Genomic DNA, 12,668 nt, shown 5'->3' with positions numbered 1-12,668 from the left:
CAGCCCGCCCGGCAGGGCGATCCCATGACCGAACCGATTAGGAAGCAGTCCCCGATGACGACCCTCACCCGACCCCGCAGGCGAGCCGCCGGCGCCATGCGCGCCGGGATCGCCGCCCTCGCCCTGGTTTTGCTGGCCGCGCCGACCGCCGCGTTCGCCGAGGACGGTGACGACGACCCGAACCTCGATCAGACGCTCGACGCGAACCTCGCCGTCGTCCACGGCGAGCGGACGCTGGATGCCGGGCACGTCGACATGGGGCCGAAGTTCGTCGACGGCGAGTGGACGTTCCTCATCCACGATGACGTCGCCAAGGCAGACGCGAACGCGACGAGCGTGTGGCGCTACCCCGACGAGACCGTCTTCCACGTCCTGGACCAGGCCCAGCTGTCCGTCCCGGATGATCCGGCCTACGCCTTCGTCGGCGCCGACCCCGGCGAGCCGGTGTGGGTCGTGCCGCAGACGCAGAACGCCGAGGTCGTCTGGCTGGGCTGGAACACGCAAGACCCGGAGGTCATGCAGACCATCGACCGCGGTGTCACCCTGTCGCTCACCGGCGCGCAGGGGCCGGGCACGGTGACGACCTACTTGCAGTCGGGGTCGTTCGGTGAGCCGCAGCTGCTGTGGGACTCCCGCGTGCCCGACGCGCAGCCGATCTGGGTCGACGTGAACACGCACACCCACGCGAACTGGGTCTTCACCGAGCCCGGCGTTTACCTGCTCCAGCTCGAGGCGACCGCGGACCTTGTGGACGGCTCGACCGTCTCCGACACGCAGGTCATCCGGTTCGCCGTCGGCACCGCGACCGCTCCGGCCGACGCGCTCGCCGCGAGCTGGGACGGTGCTGCTGTCCCGGCCCCCGGCGCGGAGACGGAGGAGGACGTAACGCTCGACGAGCCGGCGACCGCCGCACCGGAGCCGGCCGGCGACCCGCTCGTGCCCATCCTCATCGGCGCGATCGGCCTGGTCGCCGTCGCGCTGATCGCCGGCGTGGTCGTCGTGATCGTGCGCGGCAACCGCGCCAAGCGGCGCGCGCTCGCCGCTCGCACCCAGGACATCGATCTCGACCTCGACCGGATCTCCGAGGACGCGCGATGACCGCGGCGCTCGCGATCGAGAATGTGTCGGTCGAGCTCGGCGGCCGGCTTGTGCTTACTGGCACGGACCTGGCCGTCGACCGCGGCGAGCTCGTCGGACTGATCGGCCCGAACGGAGCCGGGAAGACGACGCTGCTGCGCACCGTCCTCGGCGTGCTCGCCCCGAGTACCGGCCGAGTGCTGGTCGAGGGCCGCGTCTCCAAGCCCGGCCGGACCCCGATCGGGTACGTCCCGCAGCGACACGAGTTCGCCTGGGAGTTCCCAATCTCGGTCGCGAACGTCGTCATGACCGGCCTGACCGGGCGGCTCGGGATGTTCCGCCGGCCTGGCGTCGCTCAATGGGAGGCTGTCGCGGATGCGCTGGAGCGGGTGCGCATGACGGACCTCGCGGATCGCCCCGTGGGGCAGCTCTCTGGCGGGCAGCGCCAGCGGGTGCTCGTCGCCCGCGCGCTCGCGGCGCAGCCCGCGGTGCTGCTGCTCGATGAGCCGTTCACCGGCCTGGACATGCCCACCCAGGAGCTGCTGTCGGCCCTGTTCGCGGACCTCGCCCGCGAGGGCCGGGCCGTGCTGATGACCACCCACGATCTGCTGTCGGCGCTCGACGGCTGCGACCGGATCGCGCTGCTGAACCGCACGATCATCGCCACGGGAACGCCCGCCCAGCTCGCCGCCGATCCCGCCTTGTGGATGACCACGTTCGGCGTCGGCGCCGACTCCGCCCTGCTGCGCATCCTGAAAGCCGCGTGACCCCCATGAACCCGATCGACTTCCTCACCGACCTGCTCAACCCCGACCTCGCGTTCCTCCCGAAGGCGCTCGCCGTCGCGGTCATGTCCTCCATCGTCTGCGGCGTCGTCGGCACCTTCGTCGTGTTGCGCGGCATGGCCTTCATCGGCGATGCCGTCGCCCACGCCGTCTTCCCCGGTCTGGCGGTCGCGTTCGTCGTCGGCGGGAACCTCGTGATCGGCGGCACCATCGCGGGCGTCCTCACCGCCGTCCTCGTCGCGGTGTTCTCGCAGAACCGCAGGCTGAAGGAGGACTCCATCATCGGGGTCTTCTTCGTCGCCGCGTTCGCCCTCGGCATCGTCGTCATCTCCCAGGCCCCCGGCTACGCCGGCTCCTTGCAGCAGTTCCTGTTCGGCTCCATCACCGGCATCCCCGACAGCGACCTCTACGTCGTCGGCGGGACCGGGGTGCTCGTACTCGCGGTGATCTTCGCCCTGCACAAGGAGTTCGTCACCATCTCCCTCGACCGGGAGTCCGCGCGCGCGATGGGCGTGAAGGTGTTCTGGCTCGACCTCGTGCTCTACGTCCTGGTCACCCTCGCCGTCGTCATCAGCGTGCAGACCATCGGCAACATCCTCGTGCTCGCGCTGCTCATCACGCCGGCGGCGACCGCGCGGCTGCTGACCGATCGGCTCGGGATCATGATGCTGCTCGCCCCGATCATCGGCGGCGTCTCGGCCCTCGTCGGCCTCTATATCTCGTGGTCGTGGGACTTCCCGACCGGCGGCACGATCGTCCTCGTCCTGACCGCCGCGTTCCTGCTCGCCTGGTTCTTCGCCCCCCGGCAGGGCCTGATCGCGAAGACCTGGCGGCGGCGCACCCGCGACCGCGCCGTCGAGGCGGCCCCGCCTGCCGCCGAGCCCGAACCCGACCTCGAACCCGACCTCGAACCCGTGAACACCGGAGCACTGTGATGACCGACCTGACCCCCGCATCCCGCCGCCGCGACTCCTTCGACGCGATGATCCAGACCCCCGACGCCGACGCTCCGGTCGAACCGGCACGGCCGTCCGCGTGGCGGCGGTGGGCGCTGCCGGCCGCGACGATCGTCCTGGCCGTGCTCGGTGTCGGCGCGCTCGCGGCGGCGGCGCTCACCCCGCCGCCCGCCGACGCGACCACGACGGCGGCGACGTCCACCCCGACCCCGACGCCGAGCCGGACCCCGGTCCGCGTGCAGCCCACCCCCGCCCAGGCCACGCCCGGCAGCCTCGCGGCCGCCGATCGGCCCGTGGCCGAACTCGCCGACCCCGCCTGGGTCACGCGGATCGCGAAGGCCGGGAACATCCCCGAGCGGGCGCTGGCCGCCTACGCCGGTGCCGCCCTCGCCGCCAACGAGACGCACTCCGGCTGCGGCATCGGCTGGAATACCCTCGCTGCGATCGGCTTCGTCGAGTCCGAGCACGGCAGCATGAACGGCGCGACCCTCCGCCCCGACGGCACCGTCGCCCCGGCGATCATCGGCATCCCGCTTGATGGCAACGGGACGAACCCCGTTCCCGACACCGACCAGGGGCGTATCGACGGTGACACCGTTTGGGACCGCGCAGTCGGCCCCATGCAGTTCATTCCCTCCACTTGGGCAGAGACCGGCCAGGACGGCAACCGGGACGGCAAGACCGACGTCAATCAGATCGACGACGCGGCCCTGGCCGCCGCGATGCACCTGTGCGACGTCGGCGGCGACCTGACCGTCTCTGCGAACTGGATCGCCGCGATCGGCGCCTACAACCCCTCCGTCGAGTACAACAACCGCGTCGCAGACGCGGCGAGCCACTTCGCGACCCTCCGGTGAGCGCGTGACGGCACCTTCACCCGGACGTGGCAGCGTCCCTGCGCTCTGGGACCCTGACGCTTCCCGGCGGGCCGGACGGCGCGGCTACATCGCGACGCAGCCGGCCGGCCCGCCGCTCGCGGCGGTGGAGAGCGTGCGCACCGAACGCATCCACCGCGCCGTGTTCGGGCACGCCAAGATCGTCCACGTCCTCGAGGGCGCCGCGCAGGTCGAAACCGCCACCGGCATCCACGAGCTGACGCCGGGCTCTGCGATGACCCTCGGGGCCGGCATGTGGTGCTCAGTACGCCCGGCACCGACTGTGCGGCTCTGGACACTGTACTTCGACGAGTCCTTCCTCCGCTCTCACATGCGATGGGTGCTCGCCGACACCACGCGCGTCCGTCCGGGCGTGCATCCCGACGCCTGGGACGGCTCGGCACTCGTGCTGCATCCCGGCGTGGACATCCTGCACCGCATCGAACCGCTGTGGCGCCAGATCAGCCTCGTGAACGAGACCGCGCCACCGGAGGTCGCGACCACGCGACTGATCTCGCTGTTCTCCCGCGCCGTGGAGATCGCTCTGCCGACGCTGCTCGCCGAGGACGGTGCCGTGCCCGACAGGTTCGTCCTCCCGGTGCGCGGCCGGCTCGCGCAGCCACCGATCGCCCGCCCGGTGCGCCGCTCGGTCGACCTGCTGCGCTCGCGCATGGCCGAGCCGTGGACGGTCGGCAGGCTCGCCGCGGAGGTCGCCGTCTCCCGCGCCCATCTCACGCGCGTGTTCACCCAGCAGGTCGGCGTCGCCCCCATGCGGTTCCTCATCGAGACCCGCCTGACGGAGTTCACGCGACTGATCGAGGAGACCGACCTGCCGATCGCCGACGCATCCCGGCATGTCGGATGGAACGACGCGCGAGTTGCGGCAGTATGGTTCCGCAAACGCTTCGGAATCACCCCCACGCAGTACCGTCGGCATCCGCATCCCTCCTGCACCGGGGCTATGCCGTGCGAGTCGTGCCGTGGCGTGTGCGCCCTGACGCCGGTCGACACGGTAACTCGTGCGGTGTCGCGTGATTCGCGCCGCGACGCTCATATCCGGCGTCTTTCCTAGACGATCTCCGCCCCCGCCCGGTAGGCCGGGCTGATACGTCAGGTTCACCGCTGCACCTGACGGCGCACTCGCTGATCGTCCGTCTGCCTACTGCGTGGTGAACCTCGCGCACCTCATGGTCGCAAGCCATGAAGCGAGCCCCGGTATCGGGGGGCGCAGGGAGGAGGCCGGCTATGGACATCGGCGCCGTGCTGCGCGCCGCCGCGGCAATGCCGCTGTCGGATGCGGCGAGGTCGTTCGCCGAGGCCGGCGTCCCCGTCTTTCCGTGCCGGCGTCTGGGCAAGGAGCCGCGCACCGAGCACGGGTTCCATGATGCGAGCGCCGAGTTGCGACAGGTGGCCGCGTGGTGGCGGCGCTGGCCGACGGCGAACATCGGCGTGCCGACCGGCGCGGTCTCGGGCTTCGAGGTGGTCGACGTCGATGTCCACCCGGCCGGGACCGGATACGCCGCGTTCGGGCGAGCGCAGCGCGCGGGCCTGGTCGACGGATGGGCCGTGCTCGTGCGCACCCCGTCGGGAGGGCTGCACGCCTACTACCCGGCGAGCCCGGACGATCCGCACCGCTCCTGGCAGGCGCCGGCCGCGCACGTCGACTTCCGTGGCGACGGCGGCTACATCGTCGTGCCGCCCTCAACGGTGATCGGGCGCGCTGGGGAGCGCTCCTACACGGTGGTCGCCACGGCGACCTCCGACGGCGCGCCGGTCGACGCGCGCGCCTTGCGGGAGCTGCTGGACCCGCGGCCCGAGCCCGCCCCGTGGGCGGGGCCGCGGGAGCGCGTCGGAGACCTCGACCCCGATCGGCTGGCACGCTGGGTTGCCGCGCGCGGTGAGGGCGAACGCAACCGTGCCCTGTTCTGGGCCGCGTGCCGCGCCGCCGAGGCCGGCGTCCCCTCCGCCGACGCCCACGCCGTCCTCGGGCCGGCCGCGGAACGCGCCGGCTTGCCGGTTCCCGAGATCACGACGACGATCCGCTCCGCGTATCGCACCGCACATCCGCAGGCCGCGTCCCGGCCCGCGCCTGCCGGAATGTCCCCGGTCACGGTGCAGCCCTCGATCCGGGCGGCCTTGTGAACGGTCAGCCCCAGGTGCGGCGATTCGTCGTCGGCACCGCCATCGCGGGCACGGTGTTCATCGCGATCGGCGCGTTCTGGCTGTCCTTCACGGCGCTGGCGGATCTCGCGCGCCGCTCCGGGATCGACGACGCGCAGGCATGGGCCTGGCCCCTCATCGTGGACGGCATCATCGTCGTCGCCACGGTCGCGGTCGTCGCCCTCGCCGGACAGCGCGCGGCCTGGTATCCGTGGCTGCTACTGATGGCCGGGGCACTCGTCTCAGTCACCGCGAACGCGATCCACGCGATCGTCGCCGCCGACGCCGACGTGCCGGCCGTGCTCGCCGCCTCCGTGGCTGCCGTGCCGCCGCTGGTGCTGCTGGCGATCACCCATCTCACCGTCGTCCTCACCCGCGCGCGCCCGGCCGGCCCGTCCGAGCAGAGCCTCGCCGAGCCCGCGCCGGAGCCCATACCCGCCGTCGAGGTCGAGCCGGTCGCTGAGGCGAACCCACCGGCGTCCGGGCGGGAAGTCGCGGTGGTGCTGCGCGATGAGGGCTGGTCGAACAAGCGGATCGCCCGACACGTCGGCGTGCATCCCTCGACCGTCGGGCGGTGGCTCGGAGCGCGCACCTCTCCGATAGCCATCACCGCGACCGCCGACACGGAAGGAACGCAACCATGAGCGACGCGACCCGAGACGCGCAGCCGTCTCACGACGAATCCCGTGAGCCCGACCCGCAGCCCACCCGCGCCCCCGTCGAGCGGCCGGAGCCGGATGTCTCCGAGCTCGCAGTGCATGGCGACCCGTCCCGTCAGGCCGTATCGGGAACGACCCCGGCTGCGGCGACGGGGCGCAGCACGGTCGCGTGGGTGCGGCCGACCGATCTGTTCGTCAGCCTGAGCGGGCGCGCCTCGGGCCGGGGCATCGACTTCCAGGCGGAGCTGGCTCGCCGGACCCGCCGACTGCCGTCGAACGCAGTCGCGGTGTCCCGTCGCGGGATCGCGCGACGTTCGCACCGCCTGGCCCCGGTGACCGCGTTCGGTGTGAACACCCCGGCCGCACAGACCTCGCTCGAACCCCTCGAGCTGAAGTAGGCCGGAGCCCCAGCATGCACACCTTCCCCAGCGTCCGGCCGACCGCTGGGGAGCGTCCGTGTACCTGCCTGACATACAGGAGGTGCCCGATCATGCTGCAAACCACTCAGCCCGCGTTCTCCACGAGCGAGGGACTTCGCGTCCTGCTCGTCCGACTGCACGACGCCGGCCCCGGCGCCTGGCGCACCGACCCCGAGGCGGCGGCGCTCATGCAGTACACGATCCGCAAGTACGCGGGCCTGGCCCGCAAGCACCGCCAGGAGCCCGAGGACGCCGCCCCGGCCGCGTTCGACGCAATGCGCACGTCCTCGGTGCGCGGCGCAGACGACCCCTGGGCGGTCGTCACCCGCGCCGTGGACATCACCCTCAAGGCCGACGAGCAGGCTGCCGGGATGCTGTGCTCCACCCATCAGGCGCGCCGCGCCGAATACTCCGGCTTCCACGAGGCCGAGCGGTTCTCCGACCGGGAGACCTCGATCACCGAGTACCACCCGGCGTTCCGCGTCGAGGCGCCCGAGGACACGGATGACGAGAACGACGACCGCTCCGAGCAGGCCCGCCGCGCCCTCGAGGAAACCATCGCCTTGTTCGTCGCGCTGGACTGGCCCGAGGACGTCACCCGCGCGGCGATCGAGTACATCAGCGGGCGGTTGATCGAGACCGGATCGCGGCGCGCCGCCTACGAGTCGCTGCGCCGAGACAAGCACGCCCGCGCGCTGCTGGACATGCCGCGGGTGTCGTGGACGACGCTGCTGCGCGTCGTGCTCGGCAGCCCCGACCCGACCCTGGGGGCCACGAACACCGGCCGCGGGGTGCTGCTGCGCTTGACCCGCGGGTATCCGGTCGCCGAGATCGCCGCCGACGACGACCTGGCGCTGACGATCATCCTCGCCAACCCGATCACCGTGCGCGGTGGCGAGCTGACATGAGCGCGAGCGACCCGACGGCGGGGCATATCGAACTGGAGTGGTCGCTCGACGCGATCCGCATGGGCTACCGGCACCGGCAGGAGCAGGGCGACATCCCTGGCCTGGCCGAGTCGATCCGCCGGCAGGGGTTCCTGCACCCGCTGACGATCACTTCGGACGGGCTGCTGATCTGCGGCGGGCGCCGCTACCTGGCGGCGCAGTACCTCGGGCTGAAGACGGTGAACGTGTGGGTGCGCACCGGGATCTCCGACAAGCTCTCCCTGCTGCTGGCCGAGCAGGACGAGAACCAGCTGCGCCTGGACTACACCGACCTGGAGAAGGCGTCGTTGTACCGGGAGCTGCGCGCCGAGCTCGCCGCGGACGCAGCACGCCGCCAGGAGGCCACCCGGTTCACCTCCGAAGGAAGAAACCCCAGGTCAGACGGTGCCGCCGAATCGACGGCACCGCACGGGGAGGCCGGGGACGTCCGCGAGCAGGCGGCGCTGATGGTCACCGGCAAGAAGGGGTACACGAAGCTGGAGCAGATCGGCCGCTTGGAGGAGCTGGCCGCCGACGACGCCCAGCCGGCGTCCGTGCGCGAGCGCGCCCAGGCCGGCTTGGACGCGATTGGTCAGGGCGGACCTGTCAGCCCGGCCTACCGGCGCGCGCAGGCCGAGCAGTCCCTCGCCGAGCTGGAGCGCCTGGCCGAGGACGACACCGAGCCCGGCGGCGTGCGCGACGCGGCGGCCCGTGCGCTGGCGCGGCTGCGCGGCCAGCAGTCCACCGTGCGCGCCGCGGAGCTGGAGCGGGTCGCCGCCGACACCCTGGCCCGTGTCCGTGCCGCCACCAAGCGGCGTCCGGGCCGGCCGCAGCCCGTCCCAGGGCAGGGGCAGGACGAGCCGGCGCGCCACCCGGTGCGGGTGTTCGTCGCCACGGTCGATGACCTGGCCGGCTTCACGTTGCACTTCGATCCGGTCGAACTCGCCGCTGCGCTCGACGAGGAACAGTGGTCCGAGTTCGAGGCCGTCCTCGACGCGCTGAACGAGCTGGCCGAGCAGATGCGCTCGGCGCGCACGCATCGCCTGATCGCACTGTGACCGGGCGCGGGGACGCCCCGCGCACCTGGACAGCATGGAGCTGACCCCCCGACCCGGACGCCGCACCCGCCTGATCCTCGCGCTGGTCGCCGCCGGCGTGCTGCTGATCCTGGCCGGCGTCGGCGTGTACGGGCTGCTGGCCGGTCCCCGCCGCGACGCCCCGGTCGACCCGGTGCCGAGCAGCTCGTCCACGCCCGCCCCGGTCGAGACGTTCCCCGCCGCGGACGAGCCCGCCGCGCTGCGGCTCACGCACGACCCGGAGCGGTTCGCCCGCTCGGTCGCGGCGACCCTGTTCACCTGGGATGCCGGAGCCGGATACGGGCCGCTGGACATCGCCGACGTGCTGCTGGAGGCAGCCGAGACGACCACCGGGGAGCAGAACGGCCTCGCCTCCGATATCGCCGGCTACCTGCCGACGAGTTCGGCGTGGGCGCAGCTGCGCGGCTACGCCACGAGGCAGAGCCTCACGATCGAGAGCATCGGCGTGCCGGATGGGTGGGCCGACGCGCTCGCGCAGGCCCGCCCCGGCCAGCTGCTGCCGGGCACCACGGCGTTCACGATCGACGCGACTCGGCACCGCACCGGCATCTGGAACGGGCAGCAGATCGCCTCCGAGCATCCGGTCGCGTTCACCGTGTTCATCGTGTGCTCGCCGCCCGCGCCGGAGTTCTCCACCGGGCCGTGCCGGCTGCTGCGCCTGTCCCAGCTCGACAACCCGCTTCGGTGACGGCGTGAAGAAGCTCGCCCTCGCCCTCGCGCTGCTGATCTTCCTCGGCCCCTCCCCGGCGCTGCTGGCGGTCGGGCTGCTGATGACCCCCGCCGCCCAGGCCGCAGCGTGCCTGCCCGGCTCCCTGACGGTCGGGGCCATCCCCGACGAGCTGACTGCCACCGCCGCCGACGGCACCTCGATCACGCTGACGCGCACGCAGCTGACCCATGCGGCCACGATCATCACGGTCGGCGGGCGCACCAGCGGCGTCGGCTCACCCGGCGTCGTCATCGCCCTGATGGCGGCACTCACCGAGTCCCGGCTGCGGATGCTCGCCAACACCGGCGCCTACCCCGAGTCCGGCGACTACCCGAACGACGGCAACGGGGCCGACCACGACAGCCTCGGACTGTTCCAGATGCGGCCCGCCTCCGGGTGGGGAACCGTCGCGGAGCTGATGGACCCGGACTACCAGGCGCGCGCGTTCTACGGCGGGGCGGGCGGCCCCAACTACCCGAGCCCGAGGGGTCTGCTCGACATCCCCGGCTGGCAGCAGATGGACCCCGGCGAGGCGGCGCAAGCAGTCGAGGTCAGCGCCTACCCGGATCGCTATCAGAACTACCGGCCCGTCGCCGAGACGATCCTGCGTGTGCTGACCGCGCCGCCGCGCGGAGGCGGTGGCGGTTCGGCGACGCCGATCGTGCCCGAGACCACGAGGACCGTGTTCCCGCTGCCGACAGGGACATGGGTGCGCACCGACCCGTTCGGGATGCGCGTCCACCCGATCACCGGCGAGTGGTCGATGCACTACGGCACCGACTTCGCCGCCGCGGACGGCACCCCGATCTTCGCGATCGCCGACGGCGTGGTGACGCACGCCGGGTTCTCCGGCGGCTACGGCGGGCTCATCGTCATCGAGCACACCGTGGGCGGGCAGCGGGTCGCCTCGGCCTACGCGCACATGTGGGAGAACGGCATCTACGTCTCCGACGGGCAGACGGTCAGCGCCGGGCAGCACATCGGCGACGTCGGTTCCTCCGGGCAGTCCACCGGAGCCCACCTGCACTTCGAGATCCGCGACGGCGGCTCGAGCGGCACCGCCGTCGACTCGGAGCCTTGGCTGGCCGAGCACGGCGCGCTCGACCTGGACGCCGCCAGCACCTCGGCGTGCCGACCCAGCCCGGCGGGAGCGGCCTGATGGACGTGTTCCCCGACTTCGGCGCCACCAGCGGCGCAGTCGAACTGCCCCAAGTCATCGGGGCGCTGCTGATGTTCGTGCTCGTCATCGCCGTGCTGATGCTCATCGTCTGCGCGATCACCTGGGCGCTGGCGTCCTCACACGGCAACTACCACACGGCCACCCGCGCCCGAACCGGGCTGCTCGTCGCGCTCGGCACCGCCGTGCTCGCCGGAGCCGGCGTCACCTGGCTGAACTGGCTCATCACCCTCGGCTCCGGCCTCTGACGATCCGGCGGGACGGCCCGCGCACCTGACTCGCGAGAACCCATCCCCTCGCAAACGTCAAGGAGCCCCACCGTGATCGACATCGACCCCAACGGCACCGGCCTGCCCGGTATCGAGCAGCTGCGCACCATCGTCGGCGCGATCATGACCGTGGGCCTCATCCTCAGCGTCCTGGCCCTGATCGTCTCCGCGATCATCTGGGGCTTCGGCGCGAACAGCAGCAACCCCCACCTGGCCTCGCGCGGCAAGGTCGGCGTCCTGGTCAGCTGCGGCGCGGCGATCATCTGCGGCGCGAGTGTCACGCTCATCAACTTCTTCTGGAACGTGGGCCAGAGCGTATGAGGGGCCGCGCGAGCGCGCACCGGGAGCGGCGCTCATGAGCGTGTGCGACGTCCCCGTCATCTCCAGCGTCTGCGATGCCGTCGGCGAGGGCGTCGCCTCCCTGGTCGCGGCCCCGTTCGACTGGCTCGCCCAGGCGATGGGCGCCGCCGCCGGGTGGCTGTTCCAGGCCGTGTGGGGCGTGTTCGACACGACCACGCTCGTCGACGTCACCGGCGCCGAGTACGTCGGCGTCTACAACCTCCTGTTCGGCGTCGCGATCTTCGTGATGCTCGTCTTCTTCTGCCTCCAGCTCATCACCGGCCTGATCCGCCGCGACCCCGGCGCCCTGCCGCGCGCCGCCCTTGGGCTGGCGAAATCCGTGCTCGGCTCCTTCGTCGCCCTCACCCTGACCGGGACGCTGCTGGAGATCACCGACCAGCTGTGCATCGGCATCGTCCAGGCAACCGGCAACTCCATGCAGGACATGGGCGACAAGATCGCCCTGCTGGGCGGCGCGCTCGCCGGCATCAACATCGCCGCGCCCGGTGTCGGGGCGATCATCACCATCTTCTTGGCGGGCCTGGCGATCTCCGCCGCCGCGATCGTGTGGTTCTCCCTGCTCGTGCGCAAAGCCCTCCTACTGGTCGCGATCGTGTTCGCCCCGGTCGCCCTGGCCGGCGCGTCGTGGGATGCGACCCGTGGCTGGTTCGGCAAGTGGGCGACCTTCGTGCTCGCCCTGATCCTGTCCAAGCTCGTCCTGGTCGTCGTGTTCCTCGTCGCCATCGCCCAGGTCTCCCAGCCGATCGACCTCGACCTCGCCTCCATCAGCGACCCGATCGCCGGCGTCGTCCTCATGCTGGTGGCCGCGTTCGCGCCGTACATGACGTACAAGTTCATCTCCTTCGTCGGGTTCGACATGTACCACGCGATGTCGGCCGAGCAGGAGGCGAAGTCGGCGATGAACCGGCCCGTGCCGGTGCCGACCGGAGGTGGCAACGGGGCGTCCCCGAAGAAGATCCTCGACGGCGGCGACGTCCCCTCCGGCGGCGGAAGCCCTCCGGCCCCCACCGGGGCGCCGTCGACCGGAGGCGGCACCGGGGCGGCGACCGGAGGCGCGGCACCCGCCGCGGGCGGAGCCGCAGCCGCGAGCGGAGCCGGCGGTGCGGGTGCCGCAGGCGGCGGTGCGGCTGCGGCGGGCGGTGGCGCGGCCGCTGCAGGACCAATCGGCGCGGCCGTCGTCGTCGGCGCCAAGGTCGCCG

General features: G+C 72.2%; 15 protein-coding genes. All 15 read left to right on the top strand.

The genetic code is table 11. The annotated features are described in order from the left end of the window. Nucleotides 1-54 precede the first annotated feature (54 nt). Nucleotides 55-1,098 (top strand): choice-of-anchor M domain-containing protein, encoded by a 1,044-nt coding sequence (locus tag RL72_RS01665; protein ID WP_045249066.1) that lies wholly within the window; start codon nucleotides 55-57, stop codon nucleotides 1,096-1,098. Beyond that, complete coding sequence (locus RL72_RS01660; protein WP_045249065.1) at nucleotides 1,095-1,844, top strand: anchored repeat-type ABC transporter ATP-binding subunit; 750 nt, start codon at nucleotides 1,095-1,097, stop codon at nucleotides 1,842-1,844. The genes RL72_RS01665 and RL72_RS01660 overlap by 4 nt, the downstream gene beginning before the upstream one ends. A gap of 5 nt (nucleotides 1,845-1,849) precedes the next feature. Further along, complete coding sequence (locus RL72_RS01655; protein WP_045249064.1) at nucleotides 1,850-2,797, top strand: anchored repeat-type ABC transporter permease subunit; 948 nt, start codon at nucleotides 1,850-1,852, stop codon at nucleotides 2,795-2,797. Further along, a complete protein-coding gene (locus tag RL72_RS01650; protein WP_248700332.1) occupies nucleotides 2,797-3,675 on the top strand; it encodes a lytic transglycosylase domain-containing protein in 879 nt (292 codons plus the stop codon). The genes RL72_RS01655 and RL72_RS01650 overlap by 1 nt, the downstream gene beginning before the upstream one ends. Nucleotides 3,676-3,679: 4 nt before the next feature. After that, a complete protein-coding gene (locus RL72_RS19005; protein ID WP_082071944.1) occupies nucleotides 3,680-4,765 on the top strand; it encodes a helix-turn-helix domain-containing protein in 1,086 nt (361 codons plus the stop codon). 173 nt (nucleotides 4,766-4,938) lie between these two features. Further along, nucleotides 4,939-5,835, top strand: coding sequence for a bifunctional DNA primase/polymerase (locus tag RL72_RS01640; protein WP_045249063.1), 897 nt, complete (start codon nucleotides 4,939-4,941; stop codon nucleotides 5,833-5,835). Further along, entirely contained in the window at nucleotides 5,832-6,497 is a 666-nt protein-coding gene (locus RL72_RS01635; protein WP_082071942.1) for a DUF2637 domain-containing protein, read from the top strand. Before RL72_RS01640 ends, RL72_RS01635 begins: the two co-directional genes overlap by 4 nt. Further along, nucleotides 6,494-6,910 carry a hypothetical protein gene (locus RL72_RS19330; RefSeq protein WP_082071941.1) on the top strand — a complete coding sequence of 139 codons (417 nt, stop codon included), beginning with the start codon at nucleotides 6,494-6,496 and terminating at the stop codon, nucleotides 6,908-6,910. Before RL72_RS01635 ends, RL72_RS19330 begins: the two co-directional genes overlap by 4 nt. Before the next feature lie 92 nt (nucleotides 6,911-7,002). Continuing rightward, on the top strand, nucleotides 7,003-7,839 hold the full coding sequence (locus RL72_RS01625) for a hypothetical protein (protein ID WP_045249062.1): 837 nt from the start codon (nucleotides 7,003-7,005) through the stop codon (nucleotides 7,837-7,839). Beyond that, nucleotides 7,836-8,915 carry a ParB N-terminal domain-containing protein gene (locus RL72_RS01620; RefSeq protein WP_045249061.1) on the top strand — a complete coding sequence of 360 codons (1,080 nt, stop codon included), beginning with the start codon at nucleotides 7,836-7,838 and terminating at the stop codon, nucleotides 8,913-8,915. The genes RL72_RS01625 and RL72_RS01620 overlap by 4 nt, the downstream gene beginning before the upstream one ends. 34 nt (nucleotides 8,916-8,949) lie before the next feature. Continuing rightward, a complete protein-coding gene (locus RL72_RS01615; protein ID WP_211256003.1) occupies nucleotides 8,950-9,642 on the top strand; it encodes a hypothetical protein in 693 nt (230 codons plus the stop codon). A gap of 4 nt (nucleotides 9,643-9,646) precedes the next feature. Next, a complete protein-coding gene (locus tag RL72_RS01610; RefSeq protein WP_045249059.1) occupies nucleotides 9,647-10,822 on the top strand; it encodes a M23 family metallopeptidase in 1,176 nt (391 codons plus the stop codon). Next, the gene (locus tag RL72_RS01605) at nucleotides 10,822-11,088 is read left to right on the top strand and encodes a DUF6112 family protein (RefSeq protein WP_045249058.1); all 267 of its coding nucleotides are present in this window, start codon (nucleotides 10,822-10,824) and stop codon (nucleotides 11,086-11,088) included. The genes RL72_RS01610 and RL72_RS01605 overlap by 1 nt, the downstream gene beginning before the upstream one ends. A 72-nt stretch (nucleotides 11,089-11,160) precedes the next feature. Beyond that, on the top strand, nucleotides 11,161-11,430 hold the full coding sequence (locus tag RL72_RS01600; RefSeq protein WP_045249057.1) for a DUF6112 family protein: 270 nt from the start codon (nucleotides 11,161-11,163) through the stop codon (nucleotides 11,428-11,430). 34 nt (nucleotides 11,431-11,464) lie between these two features. Further along, a partial coding sequence (locus tag RL72_RS20190) for a conjugal transfer protein TrbL (protein ID WP_045249056.1) occupies nucleotides 11,465-12,668 on the top strand: 1,204 nt, incomplete at its 3' end.

Source organism: Microbacterium azadirachtae (genome assembly GCF_000956545.1).
Taxonomy (GTDB): Bacteria; Actinomycetota; Actinomycetes; order Actinomycetales; family Microbacteriaceae; genus Microbacterium; species Microbacterium azadirachtae.
This window is presented reverse-complemented; position numbering and strand designations above follow the sequence as displayed.

Bases quoted from the DNA above. Each gene is read 5' to 3' on its own strand.
- RL72_RS01665 (WP_045249066.1), top strand. From the start codon at position 55: ATGACGACCCTCACCCGACCCCGCAGGCGAGCCGCCGGCGCCATGCGC.
- RL72_RS01660 (WP_045249065.1), top strand. From the start codon at position 1,095: ATGACCGCGGCGCTCGCGATCGAGAATGTGTCGGTCGAGCTCGGCGGC.
- RL72_RS01655 (WP_045249064.1), top strand. From the start codon at position 1,850: ATGAACCCGATCGACTTCCTCACCGACCTGCTCAACCCCGACCTCGCG.
- RL72_RS01650 (WP_248700332.1), top strand. From the start codon at position 2,797: ATGACCGACCTGACCCCCGCATCCCGCCGCCGCGACTCCTTCGACGCG.
- RL72_RS01640 (WP_045249063.1), top strand. From the start codon at position 4,939: ATGGACATCGGCGCCGTGCTGCGCGCCGCCGCGGCAATGCCGCTGTCG.
- RL72_RS19330 (WP_082071941.1), top strand. From the start codon at position 6,494: ATGAGCGACGCGACCCGAGACGCGCAGCCGTCTCACGACGAATCCCGT.
- RL72_RS01625 (WP_045249062.1), top strand. From the start codon at position 7,003: ATGCTGCAAACCACTCAGCCCGCGTTCTCCACGAGCGAGGGACTTCGC.
- RL72_RS01620 (WP_045249061.1), top strand. From the start codon at position 7,836: ATGAGCGCGAGCGACCCGACGGCGGGGCATATCGAACTGGAGTGGTCG.
- RL72_RS01615 (WP_211256003.1), top strand. From the start codon at position 8,950: ATGGAGCTGACCCCCCGACCCGGACGCCGCACCCGCCTGATCCTCGCG.
- RL72_RS01605 (WP_045249058.1), top strand. From the start codon at position 10,822: ATGGACGTGTTCCCCGACTTCGGCGCCACCAGCGGCGCAGTCGAACTG.